This window comes from Niveispirillum sp. FG156 (genome assembly GCF_057809555.1).
Window position 1 is genome coordinate 44,165 of sequence record NZ_JBMDKE010000022.1, and the last position, 20,044, is coordinate 64,208.

The 20,044-nt window shown below is 62.7% G+C and carries 20 protein-coding genes; 12 read left to right on the top strand and 8 right to left on the bottom strand.

All coding sequences use genetic code 11. The annotated features are described in order from the left end of the window. Window positions 1-28: 28 nt before the first annotated feature. Both ACODSP_RS15245 and ACODSP_RS15250 read right to left on the bottom strand, forming a co-directional pair. Window positions 29-604, bottom strand: coding sequence for a glutathione peroxidase (locus ACODSP_RS15245; protein WP_488966420.1), 576 nt, complete (start codon window positions 602-604; stop codon window positions 29-31). A gap of 66 nt (window positions 605-670) precedes the next feature. After that, window positions 671-904 carry a hypothetical protein gene (locus ACODSP_RS15250; RefSeq protein WP_488966421.1) on the bottom strand — a complete coding sequence of 78 codons (234 nt, stop codon included), beginning with the start codon at window positions 902-904 and terminating at the stop codon, window positions 671-673. Window positions 905-1,019: 115 nt separating this feature from the next. Here ACODSP_RS15250 and ACODSP_RS15255 point away from each other — a divergent pair, with 115 nt between their 5' ends. After that, entirely contained in the window at window positions 1,020-1,571 is a 552-nt protein-coding gene (locus ACODSP_RS15255) for an isochorismatase family protein (RefSeq protein ID WP_488966422.1), read from the top strand. 72 nt (window positions 1,572-1,643) lie between these two features. Here the strand turns inward: ACODSP_RS15255 and ACODSP_RS15260 are convergent, their stop codons facing one another. Together ACODSP_RS15260 and ACODSP_RS15265 are read right to left on the bottom strand one after the other, a co-directional pair. Further along, complete coding sequence (locus ACODSP_RS15260; protein WP_488966423.1) at window positions 1,644-1,775, bottom strand: hypothetical protein; 132 nt, start codon at window positions 1,773-1,775, stop codon at window positions 1,644-1,646. A gap of 72 nt (window positions 1,776-1,847) precedes the next feature. After that, window positions 1,848-4,019 carry a malate synthase G gene (locus ACODSP_RS15265; RefSeq protein WP_488966424.1) on the bottom strand — a complete coding sequence of 724 codons (2,172 nt, stop codon included), beginning with the start codon at window positions 4,017-4,019 and terminating at the stop codon, window positions 1,848-1,850. A gap of 137 nt (window positions 4,020-4,156) precedes the next feature. On the opposite strand from ACODSP_RS15265, the gene ACODSP_RS15270 reads away from it, so the two are divergent. The 3 genes from ACODSP_RS15270 to ACODSP_RS15280 all read left to right on the top strand — a co-directional run bounded on the left by ACODSP_RS15270 (window position 4,157) and on the right by ACODSP_RS15280 (window position 7,370). After that, window positions 4,157-4,954 (top strand): IclR family transcriptional regulator domain-containing protein, encoded by a 798-nt coding sequence (locus tag ACODSP_RS15270; protein WP_488966425.1) that lies wholly within the window; start codon window positions 4,157-4,159, stop codon window positions 4,952-4,954. A 132-nt stretch (window positions 4,955-5,086) separates the two neighbouring features. Continuing rightward, window positions 5,087-5,485: a response regulator gene (locus ACODSP_RS15275; RefSeq protein ID WP_488966426.1), complete on the top strand. Its 399-nt coding sequence runs from the start codon at window positions 5,087-5,089 to the stop codon at window positions 5,483-5,485. After that, the gene (locus ACODSP_RS15280) at window positions 5,469-7,370 is read left to right on the top strand and encodes a response regulator (protein WP_488966427.1); all 1,902 of its coding nucleotides are present in this window, start codon (window positions 5,469-5,471) and stop codon (window positions 7,368-7,370) included. Before ACODSP_RS15275 ends, ACODSP_RS15280 begins: the two co-directional genes overlap by 17 nt. 104 nt (window positions 7,371-7,474) lie before the next feature. Here ACODSP_RS15280 and ACODSP_RS15285 read toward each other — a convergent pair whose 3' ends face one another. From ACODSP_RS15285 to ACODSP_RS15300, 4 genes are read right to left on the bottom strand one after another with little or no spacing between them, the layout of a single operon-like run. Next, complete coding sequence (locus tag ACODSP_RS15285) at window positions 7,475-8,149, bottom strand: aquaporin (protein ID WP_488966428.1); 675 nt, start codon at window positions 8,147-8,149, stop codon at window positions 7,475-7,477. Continuing rightward, the gene (locus tag ACODSP_RS15290) at window positions 8,146-8,652 is read right to left on the bottom strand and encodes an arsenate reductase ArsC (protein ID WP_488966429.1); all 507 of its coding nucleotides are present in this window, start codon (window positions 8,650-8,652) and stop codon (window positions 8,146-8,148) included. Before ACODSP_RS15290 ends, ACODSP_RS15285 begins: the two co-directional genes overlap by 4 nt. 34 nt (window positions 8,653-8,686) lie before the next feature. Next, entirely contained in the window at window positions 8,687-9,154 is a 468-nt protein-coding gene (locus ACODSP_RS15295; protein ID WP_488966430.1) for an ArsI/CadI family heavy metal resistance metalloenzyme, read from the bottom strand. Beyond that, a complete protein-coding gene (locus tag ACODSP_RS15300; RefSeq protein WP_488966431.1) occupies window positions 9,123-9,503 on the bottom strand; it encodes an ArsR/SmtB family transcription factor in 381 nt (126 codons plus the stop codon). Before ACODSP_RS15300 ends, ACODSP_RS15295 begins: the two co-directional genes overlap by 32 nt. A 202-nt stretch (window positions 9,504-9,705) precedes the next feature. Here ACODSP_RS15300 and ACODSP_RS15305 point away from each other — a divergent pair, with 202 nt between their 5' ends. From ACODSP_RS15305 to ACODSP_RS15340, 8 genes are all read left to right on the top strand, one after another. Further along, a complete protein-coding gene (locus tag ACODSP_RS15305; protein ID WP_488966432.1) occupies window positions 9,706-10,911 on the top strand; it encodes an acetyltransferase domain-containing protein in 1,206 nt (401 codons plus the stop codon). A gap of 272 nt (window positions 10,912-11,183) precedes the next feature. Further along, window positions 11,184-13,331, top strand: a complete 2,148-nt coding sequence (locus tag ACODSP_RS15310) for a TonB-dependent siderophore receptor (protein WP_488966433.1) — start codon at window positions 11,184-11,186, stop codon at window positions 13,329-13,331. Between the two features lie 90 nt (window positions 13,332-13,421). Next, entirely contained in the window at window positions 13,422-14,348 is a 927-nt protein-coding gene (locus ACODSP_RS15315; RefSeq protein ID WP_488966434.1) for a 2-hydroxyacid dehydrogenase, read from the top strand. 174 nt (window positions 14,349-14,522) lie between these two features. After that, complete coding sequence (locus ACODSP_RS15320) at window positions 14,523-15,191, top strand: haloacid dehalogenase type II (protein ID WP_488966435.1); 669 nt, start codon at window positions 14,523-14,525, stop codon at window positions 15,189-15,191. Window positions 15,192-15,403: 212 nt separating this feature from the next. After that, window positions 15,404-16,690, top strand: coding sequence for an NAD(P)/FAD-dependent oxidoreductase (locus tag ACODSP_RS15325; RefSeq protein ID WP_488966436.1), 1,287 nt, complete (start codon window positions 15,404-15,406; stop codon window positions 16,688-16,690). A gap of 8 nt (window positions 16,691-16,698) precedes the next feature. After that, window positions 16,699-18,222 carry an ABC transporter substrate-binding protein gene (locus tag ACODSP_RS15330; protein ID WP_488966437.1) on the top strand — a complete coding sequence of 508 codons (1,524 nt, stop codon included), beginning with the start codon at window positions 16,699-16,701 and terminating at the stop codon, window positions 18,220-18,222. Window positions 18,223-18,227: 5 nt separating this feature from the next. Beyond that, on the top strand, window positions 18,228-19,208 hold the full coding sequence (locus ACODSP_RS15335) for an ABC transporter permease (protein WP_488966438.1): 981 nt from the start codon (window positions 18,228-18,230) through the stop codon (window positions 19,206-19,208). After that, entirely contained in the window at window positions 19,205-20,044 is an 840-nt protein-coding gene (locus ACODSP_RS15340) for an ABC transporter permease (protein ID WP_488966439.1), read from the top strand. Before ACODSP_RS15335 ends, ACODSP_RS15340 begins: the two co-directional genes overlap by 4 nt.

The following is a 20,044-nucleotide window of genomic DNA, read 5'->3' on the forward strand; positions in this document are numbered from 1 at the left end:
CAATTACAAGGGGCGGGGATTGATCCCATCAGCCCTTGGGCAGCGCCTTTTCAATGGCACCTGTCAGTTCGGCGCTGTCCGGCGTCACCTTGGAGCCATAGGCCTCAATCAGGTTGCCATCGGTGCCGATCAGGTACTTGTGGAAATTCCACTTCGGCTCGCCCTTCTGTTCGGCCAGCCACTTGTACATCGGGTGGGCATTGGGGCCCTTCACCGGTTCCTTGGTGGTCATGGGGAAGTCGATGGCGAAATTGACCTCGCAGAACTCTTTGATCTCCTTCGTGCTGCCCGGCTCCTGCCCGCCGAAATCATTCGATGGCACGCCCAGCACGACCAGACCCTTGTCCTTGTACTTCTCCCACAGGGCCTGCAGGCCCTTATACTGGGGCGTGTAGCCGCACATGGAGGCGGTATTAACCACCAGCACGGTCTTGCCGCGATAGGCATCAAATTTCAGCGGACCACCCTCAATGGCGGTAAAGCCGAAATCATAGGCGTTGGCCGCCTGCGCGGTACCGGTCATGCCCATCACCCCCATCATCGCCAGACCGCCGGCCAGCGCCAGCATGGCCCGCCGGCCCAGGGTCGTCACCTTGTCACCCATGATGCACCTGTAAAAGGAACGTTCGTGGTGACAATGTAGTACGGGCGGGCCGTCCGTCCAGGCCTATCAAAGCCTTGTGGCTACCTGTCTGGAGCTGCCATTGCGTTCCAGACAGCGTTCAAGCGCGTCTGCGCGGGCCTGTTCCGCACCCTTGGCCGGCATGGAAGCCTGGATATAGGCTGCGCAATTGGCGAAATGCGGATGTTCGTCGGCCACGGCCAGCGGCGGACTGACGGCCTGCGGACCGCCACAGGCGGCCAGCAGGAAGATCGGGATCAGAACCAGGATCAAGCGGCCCATCGCCGCCTCCTTATATTGCAGTGCAAAAGCATGAGCAGGATCAGCGATCGAGGCTTGTCGGAAAGTGATCCACCGCACATGCTGCACCGCATGGCTGTTACCAGAGGCCCCTGTGATGACCGACACGGCACCCCCCAACCTGCTTCTGTCCACCGACAGCCGGTTGGTGATCATTGACGTTCAGGATCGGCTGCTGGCCGCCATCGACGGCGCCGATGGCGTTGTGACAAATTGTGTGAAGCTGGTCACGGCGGCCAACCGTCTGGGCGTGCCGGTCGCGGCCACCGAACAGAACCCCACCGGCATCGGCCCGACAACATCGGTCCTGGCGGCGTTGATCCCGCGTACCTTCGGCAAATCACACTTCTCCGCCGCGCGTCAGGCCGATTTCCTGGCCTGGGCCGCCGCCGGGGGAACCGTTCTGCTGGCGGGCACTGAGACGCATGTCTGCGTACTGCAAACTGCCTTGGAGTTAAAAGCGCTTGGCCTGCGCGTCGCCGTCATCATCGACGCCGCAGGCTCCCGTGCCGCCGCCAGCAAACAGGCCGCCCTTGACCGCCTGCGCTCCCACGGCGTGGAACTGGTCACGGTTGAAATGGTGCTGTTCGAATGGCTGGAACGCTATGACCGACCAGAATTCAAGGAACTGCTGCGGCTTATCAAGTGAGGACTACTCTCACGCACGGTTGGCGGAAAATCCAGCTTGGCATGGTAGAGACAGACTGATGCACCGACCGGATCATTCAAGGCGCCGACGGGGCGGGACCGTCATTTCAGGTTCACTGCCACCAAGCTGGGCCAAAATAAACGCAGCCTTTCGGGCAATCAGTGTTTTCAGCGCCGCCTGCAATAACGAAATTGTCGTCCGCATCGCGCGCTCTCCTGTCCTCAGGCATTGATTTCAACACTAGTTGATGTCGAAATCAATGCCTCCCGGAGTCCATCACCCCCGCGCCTTCAGCGCCCTGCGGTGCTTGTGCAGCAGCGGCTCGGTATAGCCGCTGGGCTGTTCCACACCCTTGAACACTAGATCACAGGCTGCCTGAAACGCGATGGAGCTGTCGAAATCCGGGGCCATGGGGCGATAGGCGGGGTCACCCGCGTTCTGCCCGTCCACGACGGCAGCCATGCGCTTCATGACCGCCATTACCTGCGCCTCGGTACAGACACCATGCAACAGCCAGTTGGCGATATGCTGACTGGAAATGCGCAGGGTGGCGCGGTCTTCCATCAGCCCTACATTATGGATGTCGGGCACCTTGGAACAGCCGATCCCTTGATCGACCCAGCGCACGACATAGCCCAGAATACCCTGTGCGTTGTTCTCCAACTCTTCAGTGATCTCCGCGTCGGACCAGTTGATGCCGCGTGCCAGCGGAATGGTCAGGATATCGCGCAGCAAAGCGCGCGGGCGGGAGGACAGTTCGGCCTGCCGGGCCGCCACATCGACCTGATGATAATGCAGCGCGTGCAGGGTGGCAGCGGTGGGTGAGGGGACCCAGGCGGTGGTGGCGCCGGCCATCGGATGGCCCATCTTCACCTTCAGCATTTCCGCCATCCGGTCGGGCATGGCCCACATGCCCTTGCCAATCTGCGCATGGGAACGGAATCCGGCGGCCAGACCATTATCGACATTCCAGTTCTCGTAAGCCCCGATCCAGGCGGCGGCCTTCATGTCGGCCTTGCGGATCATGGGTCCGGCCTGCATCGAGGTGTGCATCTCATCGCCGGTGCGGTCCAAGAAGCCGGTATTGATGAAGCAGACCCGGTCCTTGGCAGCGCGGATGCATTCCTTCAGGTTGACGGTGGTCCGCCGCTCCTCATCCATGATGCCGATCTTCAGGGTGTGGCGGGACAGGCCCAGCACATCCTCGATCCGGTCGAAAAGATGGTTGGCAAAGGCCACTTCCTCCGGCCCATGCATCTTCGGCTTCACGATATAGACCGATCCGGCCCGGCTGTTGGACAGGCCGCCCGTGCGGCGCAGGTCGTGAAGCGCGATCAGGCTGGTAACGATGCCGTCCAGAATGCCCTCCGGCACCCAGGCTCCATCCGCGAAGGTCACGGCATCGATGGTCATCAGATGCCCAACATTGCGGATGAACAGCAGGGAACGGCCATGCAGCGTCACCGTACCCACACCATCAGCACTGGTGTAGCGGCGGTCGGGGTTGAGCGTGCGGTCCATCGTGCGCCCGCCCTTTTCGAACGTCGCCGTCAGGTCGCCCTTCATCAGGCCCAGCCAGTTGCGATAGACGGTCACCTTGTCGGCGGCATCGACGGCGGCGATGCTGTCCTCGCAATCCATGATGGCAGTCAGGGCCGATTCCAGCACGATATCGGCCACACCGGCGGCATCGCCCTTGCCGATGGCATGCGTGCGGTCGATGACGATGTCCAGGTGCAGGCCGTGATGGGCCAGCAGGATGTTGGTCGGGGCGGCGGCATCGCCATTATACCCCGTGAACTGTGCCGCGTCGGCCAGCCCTGTCACCGACCCGTCAGCCAGCGTCACCGACAGCGCACCATCGGCCACACGATAACCCGTCGCGTCCTTGTGACTGCCGCTGGCCAGCGGGGCGGCGCGGTCCAGCACCTCCCGGCCCTTGGCGATCACCGCAGCCCCGCGCACGGGGTCATAGCCCTTGGCCCCGGCGGTGCCGACATCGCCCAGCGCGTCGGTACCGTACAGTGCGTCATACAGGCTGCCCCAGCGGGCATTGGCGGCGTTCAGGGCGAAGCGGGTGTTCATCACCGGCACCACAAGCTGCGGCCCCGCCACCTGGCTGACTTCCGGGTCGGTGTTGGCGGTGGTGATGGCGAAATCCGGCCCTTCCGGCACGAGATAGCCGATATCGCGCAGGAAAGCCTCGTACGCGTCCGGGGCGATATCCTGCCCGCGCCGGGCGATGTGCCAGCCATCGATCTTGGCCTGTAACGCCTCGCGCCGGTCCAGCAACCGCTTGTTCACGGGCGCCAGATCATTGAACAGGGCCGCGAAGCCCGACCAGAAGGCAGAAGGCTCCACACCGGTGCCGGGCAGGGCCTCCATCTCAATGAAACGGTGCAGTTCGGCATCGACCTTCAGGCCGTTTATATCGACGGTGGCGGACATGGACGCGGACCTTCCCTGGCGGCTGGTGTTGTTTGTCCACCCCTATCAGCGCCCTTGTTGCCACGCAACAGAGAATGGAAGTCTTTCCACGATACGGAAAGATTGATAGGTTCACGCGAATGATCACCGGAACCACCATGCCCAAACCCACCGCCGACAGCCCCGAACGCAATGGCAATGTCCAGGTCCTGACCCGCGCCATCGCCATCCTGAACCATCTGGCGCAGGCCGATGGCGGGGCCAGCCTGACGGAGATCGGCAATGCCGTGGGTCTGGCCGCCTCCACCACCCACCGCCTGCTGACATCGCTGGAGTCGGAGCGTTATGTGCGCTTCGATGCGGAAACCAAGCTGTGGTCGGTGGGGGTGCAGGCCTTCATCATGGGCAACGGTTTCCTGCGCAGCCGTGATCTGGTCCGGCTGGCCCGGCCCCATATGCGGGCCTTGATGGAGGCCAGTGGCGAGACGGTGAACCTGGCCATCGAGGATCAGGGGGCGGCCGTCTACCTGTCGCAGGTCGAATGCCGGGAGATGATGCGCACTTTCGCGCGGTTGGGCGCGCGGGTGCCCATGCATTGCTCTGGCGTCGGCAAGGCGCTTTTATCCGCGTTGGATGAGGCAGCGCTGCTCCGCCATGTGGAAAGGCACGGTCTGACCCGGATGACGGCCCGAACCCTCACCGACAGGCGGGGTTTGAGCGCGGATCTGGCTGCGGCACGGGCACGTGGCTACGCCATCGACGATGAGGAACACGCTGTTGGCCTGCGATGTGTGGCGGCGCCGATCTTCAATGAACATGGCGATCCGGTTGGTGCCGTCTCACTTTCCGGCCCCATGGCACGCATAACCGATACGCGTATGCCCCTGCTGGGTGGGCTGGTCGGGCAGGCGGCAGGACGCATCATGGCGGAAATTGGCGGTAATCCTGGACTTTAAGCGGAAGACTGGCATGCCTATGTCTTCTCTTATACCATTCGAAATAAGGCGAAACGCTTGGGGCCATTTTGGGCCCGACAGCGTTAGACTGTCTGAGAGACGTTGAGTTCACGATTGCAGGATTTCCGGTCCATGGGGCAACAGAAGCAAATCCTGGTTGTTGAGGACGAGTTCCTGATCGCCATCCATGTGGCTGACATCATCGCCGACCTGGGTTTTGGTGTGATCGGACCCGCCGGAAACATCCAGCAGGCATTGGCCCTGATTGATGAAGGTCGTCTGGACGGCGCGATCCTGGACGTTAACCTGTCCGGGCAACTGGTATTTCCCGTGGCATCTGCCCTGGCTGCCCGCAACGTTCCCTTCATCCTGACCAGCGGTTATGACGTGGCGGGTCTTCCGGCGGAATGGAGGAACCGTCCGGTCCTTCGCAAACCGGTGGCGGAACGGGACCTGGCCCGTCTGGCGCAATCGGTCTTCCTGGCAGAAACAGGCGAAATGGTGAAGGTGGCGGGTGTCGGCCAGGCTTGAGACGGAAGCTCCCCACAGTGCCCGGCGCATCCTGCTGGTGGAAGACAGCCCCACGCAGGCCCTGCGCCTGCAGATACTGCTGGAGGATGAGGGGTACACTGTCGAACTGGTAGACAGCGCGGAAGCGGCACTTCCCGTTCTGAACCGCACGCTGCCACACCTGCTGGTCGTTGATCATCATTTGCCGGGCATGCAAGGTGGCGACCTTTGCCGGTTGATCCGGTTGCATGTGGCAACCCTTTCCATGCCCATCTTGATGCTGACCGCCGACGAGACCCCGGCCCGGCAGCGTGAAGGCCTGGACAGTGGCGCCGACGATTTCCTGCCCAAATCCACAGATTCGGCAGTGTTACTGCTGCGTGTACGGCAGCTGCTGCGTCATGCGCGGCGCGACGATGATATGGATGTACTGCCGCAGACGCAGTTCCGGCAGCCGCGCGCCCTGCTGGTCGGGTTTGAATCTGTCCTGGAATACGCCCTTCGCGCGCTGTTGCTGGAGGAGGGGTGCCGGATAACGGGGGTCAAGACGGCTACATTGGCTCTGTCGCACCTGGCGCTGGAGCCGCAGGATGTGATTTTGGTCAATGATCAACTAGCGGACATGGACGGGTTGGAGCTTTGCCGGCAATGCCGGTCCAGCCTGGGTACCGGTACTGCCTTGATCCTGGCTTTGGGTGGGCAGCAGGATTTGGACCGGGTCCACCGGCTGCTGGGTGCGGGCGTCGACGATCTGTTCGATCCAAAGGCGCCGCTGCCGCCGCTGCGTGCGCGACTGCGCGCCATTCTGCGCCGCCGTTTTCTGGAAGAACAGAACCGGCGCCTCTTGGCCGATTTCCGGGAAAGGGAAGGGCGCGCCCTGCGGTTGGAGGCGGAACGCAACGCCGCCCGCACACGGGCCATGCTGGCCGACCAGTTGGCGACGGTGAACAGGCGCCTTGCAGATCAAGCATTGATTACCGCCACCATCACCCGAAATGTGCCCGCAGCATTGATCCTGACCAATGGCGCGGGCATGGCGACATACCTTAATCCGCCCGCCATCGGCCTTCTGGGGACAGAGCTGGAAGGCGCATCCCTGTTTGAAAAGCTGGGCGTGCCCCTGGGGAAGGGCAATATTCCCATCCCGGCTGTTGCGGAAAGTGCCGCAACCCTGGAACGGCCCGACGGGCAACTGGTCCCGGTCCTCTATTCGATCACCCCGCTGGATGGTGATGAGGGGCCGGCAGGGGCCGTTGTGCAGATCATCGACGTGACTGAACGCCGTCAGGCCGAAGAACGGCAGGAACTGCTGATGGCGGAACTGTCGCACAGAGTCAAAAACACGCTGGCCACCGTGCTGTCGATTGGCAAGCAGACCCGCCGGCGTCATGCCGATACGGACAGTTTCTGGCAGTCGTTTGAGGGCCGGCTGCGGGCACTGTCAGAGACGCATAATCTGCTGGCCGATCATTTCTGGGAATGGGTGCAGTTGGCCGACGTCATTCGGCATGAGGTGACGCCCTATGCCCAGGAACCGCATGATGTGCGTATCGATGGTCCCGCCATCGAACTGCGGCCCAAGGCGGCATTGGCCCTAGCACTGGTCTTCCACGAACTGGCCACCAACGCCGCCAAGTACGGAGCCTTCTCACAGGCCGGCGGACATCTGGAAGTGCTGTGGACCCTGACCGATGGGGAACAGCCACGCATCCATCTCAGCTGGAAGGAAACCGGCGGCCCGCTGACGGCGGTGCCGACCACCTCTGGCTTCGGCACAACCCTGATCCAGCGCTCACTTGCCTACGAACTGCAAGGCGCCACGGCATTGCGTTTTGAACCCGACGGCCTGCGTTGCGACATTGAGTTTCCGTTCAGCGAGGTCATCCGTCGGCGCACCGGGGGGTGAAGCAACGCCGAACCGGCAACCATCTGATTATAAAGAAGAGTCGCACTTCAAAATAGAACCCACCCCGCTTACAATATAAAAATCGATAATTATGATTATGGAAATTATATTTTCTTCATTAGCCTCAATGCACGGTCCAGGGCCAGACTGGCAATGAGGCCAGCAGCCTGGGCCAATATGAAGCCTGGGACATCCAGGGGGCGGATGCCGGCGAGACTGTCGGTCAGGCTGCGTGCCAGGGTGACGGCGGGATTGGCGAAGCCGGTGCTGGCCGTATACCAGTAGCCGGCCATGACGGCCAGCGGCACGGCATAAGGCAGAACCGTCGCCGTACCGCTGCGTAGCGCCCGCAGAATGACGGTCGCCAGAACGAGCGTTGCCACGGCTTCCGACAGCCATTGTCCCGGACCGGTGCGGACCGTCGCGGAGACCTGCACAAGCGTCTGGTCGAACATACCATGGGCCAGCAGCACGCCTGATACGGCAGCGACCGCCTGTACAGCCAGATAGGCCGGCACCCGCGACCAGGGAAAATAGCCGGTGGCGGCCAGGGCCAGCGTGACAGCCGGGTTGAAATGCGCGCCAGATAAGGGTCCGAACGCATGGATCAGGGCCACCAGGGCACCACCGGTGGCAATGGCATTCGCCAACAGAGCGATGGCGCCGTTACCACCGGCCAGTTGCCACGCCATGATCCCGGACCCGACAATCACGGCAAGCAGCAAGGCAGTGCCGATCCCTTCGGCGATCAACGCCTGAAACAAGGAAGGCCGGGTCATGCGTGGCTTTCCCCGGCCATTTCATCCATCCGCCTTTTCAGCGCCATGCGGTCCAGCGTAGCCAGCGGCAGGCTGGTGAAGATAGACAGACGTCGTTCGATCATGCGGTAGACATCCGCCGTGAAAGCCGCCTTTTCTGCATCGGTGCCGGTGGCAGACGACGGATCGGGAAAGCCCCAATGCGCCGTCATGGGCTGTCCCGGCCAGATGGGACAGACCTCTCCCGCCGCCTGATCACAGACGGTGATGATGAAATCCAAGGCTGGAGCGCCTGGCTGGGCAAATTCCGACCAATCCTTTGACCTTGCATCGGACAGGTCATAGCCGAGGCGGGTTAGCAGATCGCGGACATAAGGGTTGATGCGGCCTGACGGGTGGCTGCCCGCGCTATAGGCCCTGAAACGCCCCTGCCCCATCCGGTTCAGGATCGATTCCGCCATGACGGAACGGGCGCTGTTATGGGTGCAAAGGAACAGCACGGTGTGAACGCCAGCGTCCACCATGGCGGGTCTCCGATCTGAAATGGGAATAGGGAAATCACGCGGTGGCGCCGCAGCAGGCCGATTTTGCCTTTTCCACGGGCTTGGGAGCAGCCGTAGAGGCCAGACGTGGATCAATGGCCGTAGCACCGCCGCCGTAAGTGGCGCTGCCGCCATAGGTGTGGAACACCTCCCAAGACAGGCCAGCCGGATCGGTGACCCAGGATTTCTCCGACTTGGCGTAACAGCAGGTCGTGTGCCCTTCCTCCAGCACCGGCGTGTCGGCCTGACGCAGACGGCCATAGACCTCGGCCAATTCGTCGGCGCTGTCCACTTGAATACCCAAATGTTCGACGCCGGGGGTGCTTGCGCGCAGGGAGATAGCAAAGTTCACGCGCGGATCATCCAGCATCCACTTGGCGTAATCATCCTTCAGCACGGCAGGCTGTGCCGCAAACAAGGTGGAGTAAAAGCGGACAGACTGTCCCAGATCGTCAACAGCCACATGTAGGTGAAGGCGTTTCATCGTTGGGTTCCTTCTGTTCAGCGACACAAGCCAGCATGCCCGCCCCATCACCGCAGAGTTCGGGACGCCCTTGGCAGCAATCTTCCATCAGGAAGGCCAGAAGGCGGCGGGTCCCGTCATAGTCGGTGGCGTAGAAAATCTGCCGCTGCACCCGCCAGGACCGCAGCAATCCTGCCCGGTCCAGTGTGGCCAGATGATGCGACAGGGTGGAGGCGCCGACACCGAGGCGTTCCGCGATCTCCCCCGCATTCAGCCCGCCCGGCCCCACCCGTACCAGCAGGCGGAAAATCTCCAGCCTTGTGGATTGGGCAAGCGCCGCAAGGGCATCGATGGCTTGTATCTGCTCCATATTTCGATAATTATCGAAATATTTTGGCCTCGTCTATATTATATTTCGATAATCGTCAAAATATCTCACTGCTGTCCGCCGCGCCCATTTCGGCAGCATTGACTGCCGCCCCCCGCATTTCCGCATATACGCACCGCATGCAGGGATAATCTGATCCAAGACGCCGCAAAAAGGCGCATCGCAGCGAACGGGGGTTCACGGCATGACCAGCATCACGGGTATGGACGGACAGGCCAAAGCAGCGGGTGCCGGCAGGACGCTGGCCGCCGCCAAGGCGCATGCGCGTCTGGTGGCGATTGACGCGCTGCGCGGTCTGGTCATGGTTTTCATGCTGGTGGACCATGTGCGGGAGACCTGGTTCCTGCACATGCAGGTCACGGACCCGGTCGATACGACGACGACCGACCCTGCCCTGTTCTTCACGCGGCTTCTGTCCACCTTCTGCGCCCCGACCTTCGTGGCGCTGACCGGCCTGTCGGCCTGGCTCTACGGCCAGTCGCACAGCAAGGCCGAGACGTCGATGTTCCTGCTGAAGCGCGGCCTGTTCCTGATCTTTCTGGAACTGACCTTCGTGGGCTTTGCCTGGTCGGCGCAGTTTCCGCCGCAGACCTTCTGGCTGCAGGTGATCTGGGCCATCGGCATCTCGATGATCGTGCTGGCCGGGCTGCTGCATCTGCCGCGCGCGGCACAGGTGGCGCTGGGGCTGGCCATCGTGCTGGGGCATAATCTGCTGGACCCGATCCGGCTGGCGCCCGGCGATGCGTTCTATGAGATTTGGGCCGTGCTGCATCAGCGGTCGGTGATCCAGCTGGGCGGCGGTCTGATTGCCAAGACCACCTACCCCATCCTGCCCTGGATCGGCGTCATCTTGCTCGGCTATACCACCGGCCCCTGGTTCGCCAAGGGCAGCGACGCGATGGTCCGCCGCCGCCGCCTGATCCTGACCGGCAGCATCATGCTGGTCGGGTTTGTCGTCATCCGCGCCTTGAACGTCTATGGTGACAAGCCCTGGGTGCCGGGCGTCGACACGCTGCACAGCGTCATGGCCTTCCTGTCGTTGACCAAGTATCCGCCGTCGCTGCTGTTCCTGTTGCCGACGGTCGGCACGGGTGTGCTGCTGCTGGCTCTGTTTGAAAAATATCAGGACAGCAGAATCATGCCCTATCTCGCCATGTTCGGCGGGGCACCCATGTTCTTCTACCTGCTGCATCTTTATGTGCTGAAGGCGCTCTACCTGATCGCCGTCGCCCTGTATGGGCTGAACAAGGGGCAGTTCTTCGGCGTGGACAATGTTTCCACCGTCTGGATCTGGGTCGCCATCCTGCTGGTGCCGCTCTATCTGCCCACCCGCTGGTTCGCGGGCCTGAAGCAGCGCCGCCGTGACATCTGGTGGCTGAAATACCTGTAACAGCGCCGAAATAGCGCGGGTTTCGCCCCGGCATAATCCGCGTATTTGGGCCTTACAACAATAGAACACACCGCCGCAACCGGCTGCTTCGAGCAAAATTATCTGCCGTACGGCCTAAGCTGATCGGGTGAGGGGACAAGGACCTCGGTTTTTTTAAAAAAGGCCTTGCCCCGGAGGAACGTTATAACATAACAGGCGGCACGAGATAACGGCCTTCAGGGTCAGCGCCGCAATGAGTGAACAGCGGAGCAGCTTCACAAAGGGGATCAACGATGTATGTGACTAACCGGTTCCGCCTGGCGCTTGCCGCCACCGCCGCTTGCGTGGCCCTTGCGCCTGTGGCGATCGCCCAGCCCGCCGATGGCGCCCTGGAAGAGATTATTGTCGTGGGCCAGCGTCAGGCCTATCGCGGCGACGTCGCCTTGAAAGAGACGCCGCAGGCTGTCCAGGTGCTGGATGGTGCCTTGTTGCAGGATTTGGGCATCACCAAGCTGGAAGGTGCCCTGGAACTGGCGTCCGGCATCGCCAAGCAGAATAATTTCGGCGGCCTCTGGGATAGCTTTGCGGTCCGCGGCTTTGCCGGTGACGAGAATTTCCCGTCGGGCTTCCTGGTCAATGGCTTCAATGGCGGCCGTGGTTACGGCGGCCCCCGCGATGCTTCCAACGTGGAGCGCATTGAGGTTCTGAAGGGCCCCAATTCCGCTCTGTTCGGTCGTGGGGAACCCGGCGGTACGGTGAACATCATCACCAAGAAGCCGGAATTCAAGACCAAGGGCAGTGTCGCGGCCTCTGCCGGCAGCTATGACACCTACCGTGTCGAAGGCGATATCACCGGCCCCGTCACACAGAGCATCGCCGTGCGCCTGAACGCGGCATACGAAGATGCCGGTAGCTTCCGCGACACACTGGATAGCAAGAAGCTGGTCGCCTCCCCCTCCATCCTGGCCGTCCTGACCGAGGACACGACACTGTCCTATGAGATGGAGTATGTGAACCAGAAGGTGCCGTTTGACCGCGGTATCGTGGCCGTGAACGGCGATCTGGGCGCCCTTCCCATCTCCCGCTTCCTGGGTGAACCGGGCGACGGTCCCATTGAGATCGATGTGCTGGGTCATCAGGTGCAGTTGCAGCATGATCTGAACGACAATTGGGCCGTGCTGCTGGGCGGCAGCTACAAGGAGACCTCGTTCGAGGGTATCTCCACCGAGGCCGAACTGGCCGGTGGGCGGCAGCCGCTGAATTCCACCAACCGTTTCCTGTCCCGCCAGCGTCGCCAGCGCGATTACGATACCGAGCATGCGGTGGTGCGTGCCGAACTGTCGGGTACTTTCAACACCGGTGGCCTTACCCATCACCTGATCACCGGTGCCGACTGGGACAAGTTCAATATCGATACGTTGCAGTTCCGTTATCGTCCCGGTGCCTATACGGCGGGTGGGGCCATCACAACGGGGCTGAACGCGATTGATGTGTTCAACCCGACCTATGGCAACCGCCCCACCCCAACGGCCACCGTTACCAATACCTATGAAAAGCAGGATGCCTGGGGCATCTACCTGCAGGACCAGATCGACATTACCGAACAGTTCAAAATCCGCTTCGGCGGCCGGTATGACGATTTCAAGCGTAACCTGCACGACCGCGCTCTTGCCCTTTCGGCCGCTAACCCCAAGGTCCGCTCCTATAAGGAATTCAGCCCGCAGGCAGGCCTGGTCTATAACGTGACCGAAGAAGTCTCGTTCTATGCCGGCTATGGCAAGGGCTTCCGTCCCAACAGCGGCGCCAGTGCCGCCGGGGTCCTGTTCGAGCCGGAAAAGTCCAAGTCCTATGAAGTCGGTGCCAAGTATGAGAGCGAAGACGGCAATCTGAACAGCACCGTATCGCTGTTCACGATGAAGAAGACCAATGTGCTGACGGCTGATCCGACCAACGCCAACTTCTCCATCGCTGTCGGTTCCGCCCGTTCCAAGGGTCTGGAGTTCGATATGAACGCCAAGCTGCCCGCCGACATGCGCGTCTTCGCGACCTATGCCTATACCGATGCCGAGGTGGCGGAGGATTACCGCGACCCGAACTTCAACCTGTCGGTTCTGGAAGGCTCGCCCCTGATCAATGTGCCCAAGCACACGGCCAACCTGATGCTGTTCAAGGATTTTGAGGTCGGCACGGGTACGGCCAGTGTCGGCGGCGGCATCAACCATGTGTCCAAGCGTCTGGGCGAGACGGGCGTGAATTTCTACCTGCCCAGCTACACGCTGGTGAAGCTCCAGGCCTCTTACGAGCCGATGGAGCAGGTGAAGCTGTCGGTCGATGTGAACAATCTGTTCGACAAGCGCTACTACGCTTCCTCCTACGCCCGCCTGTGGGTGGCGCCCGGCACGCCGCGCACCGTCACCGGTCGGGTATCTTACAACTTCTGATCTCGCGCTCCTTCCTTGTAAACTCCACACCCCCGCCCGATGGTTCCCCCTGGGCGGGGGTTTTTGTTTGTTCTGACAGGAGCGATCATCATGGCTTTCCTGTTCAAATCATCGGCGGAACGTAGTCGTGTCTGGGGTGAGGCCTTCGCCCGGCTGCTGCCCGACATGCCATTCCGTACCTGGCCCGATGTCGGTGACGCCGGCGATATCCGCTACCTGGCGGCCTGGACGGTGACGCGCGACCTGCTAGAGGGGCTGCCCAACCTGGAGGTCCTGTTCTCCGTGGGTGCGGGCGTGGACCAGTTGGACCTGTCGCAGGTGCCTGATCATGTGCAGGTGGTGCGGATGATGGAACCGGGCCTGACCGGCGGCATGGTGCAGTACGTCACCTTCGCCACTTTGGCCCTGCATCGGGAGATGCTGGACTACCGGAGCGCGCAGGCCGACCATCGCTGGGCCCCACGCCATCTCCTGCCGGCGGCACAGCGGCGTGTCGGGGTGATGGGCCTGGGCAATCTGGGCATGGCGGTGCTGAACGCCCTGCGGCCCTTCGGCTTCCCCCTGCGGGGGTGGAGCCGGTCGGGCGGCGCGGTGGATGGCGTGGAGATCTTCGCAGGCACCGATACCCTGCCCGCCTTTCTGTCGGGCTGCGACATCCTGATCTGCCTGCTGCCGCTGACCGAACAGACGCGCGGCATTTTGTGCCGCAAAAGCTTCGATCTTCTGCCGCGCGGTGCCGGTATCATCAATGTCGGGCGCGGCGGGCATCTGGTGGAGCATGATCTGTTGAGCGCTTTGGACAGCGGGCAATTGTCGGGGGCGGTCATTGATGTGCTGAATACCGAACCGGCGGCGGCGGACCATCCATTCTGGTCGCATCCCCGTATCCTGTTGACCCCGCATGTAGCCAGCCAGACCCGCGATGATTCGTCCGTAGAGGTTCTGATCGCCAATATCCGTCGCCATCAGGCGGGTGAGGCCATGCAGGGGCAGGTGGACCGGTCGCGCGGATATTGAGCCCTGCCAGACGCGGCAGAACATGCCGCACAGGTGGCCGGCAAATCCGCATTCCCTGCTGTCCCCTTCCCGCTTTCAGACAGAAGTTCCGGTTTCACCATGGCCTAATATCTCTTGTGCAGGGGGCTGAACGGCCCCTCCCGATCTTCACCGCAGCAATGGAAAGACGACGCCATGGCCCCCTTCCGGCCCAAATACATCTCCTTCGACTGCTATGGCACGCTGACCCGTTTCCGCATGTCGGAGATGGCGCGCGAGATGTTCCCGGACCGCATTGCGCCGGAACATATGGAAAAGTTCTGCAAGGACTTCTCCGCCTACCGCCTGGATGAGGTGCTGGGCGCCTGGAAGCCCTATGATCAGGTGATCCACAATGCCGTGGAGCGCACCTGTAAGAAGTGGAAGGTCGAGTTCCGGCCCGAGGAAGCGCGCCGTATCTATGACGCCGTCCCGACCTGGGGCCCGCATCCCGACGTGGCCGAAGGCCTGTCCAAGGTCGCCAAGGAAATCCCGCTGGTCATCCTGTCCAACGCCATGAACGAGCAGATCCACCACAATGTGGCCCTGCTGGGCGCGCCGTTCCACCGTGTCTATACGGCACAGCAGGCCCAGGCCTACAAGCCGCGCTTCCAGGCGTTTGAATATATGTTCGACCAGTTGGGTTGCGGCCCGGAGGACATGATGCATGTCTCCTCCAGCTTCCGTTATGACCAGAACAGTGCCACCGACCTGGGCTTCGGCGCCCGCGTCTTCGTGGCGCGTGGTCATGAGCCGACCAACCCCAACTACCGCGATTACGAAATCCCGCATATCGGCATCCTGCCGGCGCTGCTGGGGTTGTGAGTATTGTGTAATCCTCACCCTTCCCGTCATCCCGGCGAAAGCCGGGACCCAGGGGCCAAGCGCACTACCGCACCCTTCATCGTTGGACGATGCAGCGGATGGGATTGATCCTGTGGCCCCTGGGTCCCGGCTTTCGCCGGGATGACGAGATTAGGCATCCTTGTCCGTCAGGGCTCGCCTCTGGCTCGACCTGACCTACGATAGGTACCCAAATGACCGCTCCGCAGACCCTCTCCTACTGGCTGGATACGGCCCCCCGCTTTACCGGCGGGGCGGCGGGGCCTGTTGAGGGGCGGGTGGATGTGGCGGTCATCGGGGGTGGGTTTACCGGCCTGTCGGCAGCCCTGGCGCTGGCCAAGCGAGGCGCCAGCACCATGGTGCTGGAGGCGGGCCGGGTGGCGGGCGAGGCGTCGGGTCGCAATGGCGGGCAGTGCAACAGCGGCACCGCCCATGACTTCGCTTCCCTGGCCGGACGGTTCGGGGTGGAGACAGCGCGCAAATACAATCAGGCGCATGTCGATGCTGTGGACGATGTCGAACGGATCGCGCGGGAGGAAGGGATCGATTGCTCCTTCCGCCGCTGCGGTCGGTTGAAGCTAGCGGCTAAGCCCGAACATTACGACAAGCTGGCCCGCGCGGCGGAAACGCTGGCGACTGTCGATCCCAATGTCCATCTGCTATCGCGAGCCGATCTGGTCACGGAAATCAAATCTGACGATTTCCATGGCGGCCTGCTGCAGACCACCAGCGCACAGCTGCATGTGGGCAGGTTCGGCGTGGGGCTGGCCGAGGCAGCAGCACGCAAGGGTGCCCTGATCCATGAGGGGGCGCCGGTCACCGGCTTGGCCAGCGCTGCCGGTGGTGGCTGGGAACTTCGGACACCGAAGGGCATTGTGCAGGCCAAACAGGTGCTGGTCGCTACCGGCGGGGCCAGCCCGGTGGGCCCGTTCGGCTGGTTCCGCCGGCGCATCGTGTCGGTCGGGTCGTTTGTGATCGCGACCGAGCCGTTGCCAGAGGCGGTGACGCACAGCCTGTTTCCGGGCCGCCGCAACTATGTCACCAGCAAGAATATCGGGAATTACTTCCGCCTCTCGCCCGACAACCGCCTGATCTTCGGCGGGCGGGCGCGGTTCGCCGTGTCGGACCCGCTGTCGGATGCCAAGAGCGGGCGTATTCTGGACAGCACGCTGCGCACCCTGTTCCCGGCGCTGAAGGACGTGAAGGTGGATTATTGCTGGGGCGGCATGGTGGATCTGACCGCCGACCGCCTGCCCCGCGCCGGTGAACATGACGGCATCTTCTATGCGATGGGCTATAGCGGCCATGGCACCCAGATGGCGGTGCATATGGGCGAACGTATGGCCCGCGTGATGGGGGGCGAGCCTAGCGCCAATCCCTGGGCCGACCTGTCCTGGCCGCCGGTTCCGGGCCATCTGGGCAAGCCCTGGTTCCTGCCGCTGGTCGGCCTTTACTATCGTATCCAGGACATCCTGCATTGAGGGGCCCCATGCGCCTTTCCCGACGACAGTTACTGGGCACCGGCCTTGCCGCCGGCATGATGCCGCTGCTGCCCCGGATGGCCAGCGCGCAAGCCCGACGTGGCGGTCATGTCACCGCCGCCTGCATGTCCAGTTCCACCGCCGACACGCTGGACCCCGCCAAGGGCGCGCTGTCCACCGACTACTGCCGTCATGCCATGTTCTATAACGGCCTGACAGATTATGACGACAATGCCCAACCACGCCTGAGCCTGGCTGAAAGCCTGGACAGCGGCGACCAGATGACCTGGCGCGTGACCTTGCGCGACGATGTGAAATTCCATGACGGCAGCAAACTGACCGCCGATGACGTGGTCTTCTCCCTGCTGCGCCTGCAGGACCCGGCATCGGGATCGAAGGTGAAGCCCATCGCCTCGCAGATGGCCAGCGTCCGGGTATTGTCGCCCCGCGATGTGGAGATCGTGCTGACCAGCCCGAATGTCGACCTGCCGTCGATCCTGGCGCAGTCGCATTTCTATATCATCAAGGCCGGCACCACGGATTTCAGCAAAGCCAACGGCACCGGGCCGTTCCGGTGCCAGACGTTTCAGCCGGGCGTGCGTACCCTGGGTGTCCGTAACGAGGATTATTTCCGCGACGGCCGCCCCTATCTGGACAGTCTGGAACTGATCGGCATCCCGGACGAGGTGGCGCGGGTCAATGCGCTGCTCTCGGGCGATGTGCAGATGATCCTGGCCATCAATCCCCGCTCCACCCGCCGCATCCGGGAAAGCGGCACGCATGACCTGTTGGTGACGCCGTCAGGCCTGTACACCAACCTGATCATGCGCCGCGATGCGGCACCGACCAGCAGCCCGGACTTCGTGCTGGGCATGAAATATCTGTTCGACCGGGAACTGATCAAACGCGCCCTGTTCCGTGACTATGCTACCATCGGCAATGACCATCCGATCCCGCCTTTCGACCCGCTCTACCGGGCCGATATACCGCAGCGGACATTGGACCTGGACCGCGCGCGCTACCATTTCGCCCGCGCCGACCTGCCCTCCACCCCGCTGCCGCTCTACTGCTCGCCGGCTGCGGAAGGGTCGGTCGACATGGCGTCGGTGCTGCAGGAATATGGATCGAAGGTCGGGCTGAAGCTGGCGGTGAACCGCATGCCGGCGGATGGCTACTGGTCCACCCATTGGATGAAGCATCCGCTGGGCTTCGGCAATACCAACCCGCGCCCCACCGCCGATCTGATGTTCAGCCTGTTCTACAAATCCACCGCCGCCTGGAATGAAAGCGGCTGGAAGAATGAACGGTTCGACCGGCTGCTGCTGGAAGCCCGCGCCCAGGGGGATTTCGCCCTGCGCAAGGAGATTTATGGTGATATGCAGGAGATCGTGGCGGCCGAATGCGGTACGGCGATCCCCGTCTTCATCACCCTGATCGACGGGTTCGACAAGCGGGTGAAGGGCCTGCGCCCCATCCCGCTGGGCGGCTTCATGGGCTATAAATTCCCTGAACATGTCTGGTGGGAGGGCTGATCATCATGGCCGGACCCGCGACCCGTGGCCTGTTGGCCACCGCCCTGCCCCTGATCGGCAAGCGTATTGCGTCGGGTATGCTGACGCTGCTGCTGGTCTCACTTGTCGTGTTCTTCATTGCCCAGCTTCTGCCCGGTGACGCCGCCCAGGAAATGCTGGGACAGGCGGCCACCGCCGATGCGGTCGCGGCCCTGCGTGAAAAGTTCGGCCTGGATCGGCCCGCCCCTGAACGTTATGTGCGCTGGCTGGTCGGCATGGTGACGGGGGACCCCGGCTATTCGCTGGTCGCGAACATGGCGGTTTCCGATGTCATCGCGGCCCGCCTGCCCAACTCATTGCTGCTGGCGGCCCTGTCGGCCATGGTGTCGGTGCCGGTGGCGCTGACCATCGGCATCCTGTCGGCCATGCACCGCGATGCCCGCCTGGACCGGGGCCTGAATGTGGCGACCCTGTCCATGGTGGCGCTGCCCGAATTCCTGGTCGCCACGCTGGCGGTACTGGTCTTTTCGGTGCAGCTGCGCTGGTTGCCCTCCATCGCCCTGATCCCGCCTGATGCCAGTCCCTGGCTGGTGCTGAGGTCGCTGGCCATGCCGATCCTGACCCTGTCGGTGATCGTAATCGCCCAGATGGCCCGCATGACCCGTGCCGCGATCATTCAGCAGTTGAGCCAGCCTTATGTGGAGATGGCGCTGCTGAAGGGGATCAAGCCGGCGCGGGTGGTGCTGACCCATGTGCTGCCCAATGCCATCGGCCCCATCGTCAATGCCATGGCGCTGTCGCTGTCCTACCTTCTGGGCGGGGCGATCATCGTGGAGACGATCTTCAATTATCCGGGCCTGGCCAGCCTGATGGTCAATGCCGTAACCAGCCGTGACATGCCGCTGCTGCAGGCCTGCGCCATGATCTTCTGCACCGCCTATCTGCTGCTGGTGCTGATTGCCGATACCGTCGCCATCCTGGCCAACCCGAGGCTGCGCAACCGATGACGAACGCGATCCGATCCTGGGTGAAAGCCCTTTCCGGCAGTGGCCGCATCGGTCTGGTGCTGGTGGTGTTCTGGCTGATGATCGCCATCGTTGGCCCGTTCCTGGCGCCGTATGATCCCGGCGCCTTCGTAGCCCATGACGTATTCGCCGGCTTCACCGGCGCTCACCTGCTTGGCAGCGATTATCTGGGCCGCGATGTGTTGAGCCGGCTGTTGTCGGGTGCCCGCTACTCTGTCGGGCTGGCACTGGCCGCAGCATTGCTGGCCAGCACGGCGGGCATCACCCTGGCCCTGCTGACCTCGGTCAGCCCGCGCTGGCTGGATGAGGGGATCAGCCGGTTCATGGATACGCTGATTTCCATCCCGTCGAAGATTTTCTCCCTGGTGCTGGTGGCAGTGGTCGGCTCCTCCCTGCCGCTGCTGCTGCTGGTGGCATCCATCACCTATATGCCGGGTTCCTTCCGGATCGCCCGGTCGCTGGCCGTCAATCTGGCGCAGATGGATTATGTGCAGGTGGCCCGGTGCCGGGGCGAAGGGGCGGTCTACATCGCCATCCGGGAAATCCTGCCCAACATGATCCACCCGATGCTGGCTGATTTCGGTCTGCGCTTCGTGTTCATCGTGCTGCTGCTGTCGGGCCTGTCCTTCCTGGGCTTAGGCGTGCAGCCGCCGGATGCCGATCTGGGGTCGCTGGTGCGCGAGAATATTTCCGGTCTGGGAGAGGCCGCACCCGCCATCCTGATGCCGGCCATCGCGATTGCCACCCTGACGGTCGGCGTCAACCTGCTGATCGACGCGCTGCCCGGCCGGGGCCGCCGCATGGCCGGGAAGGAATGA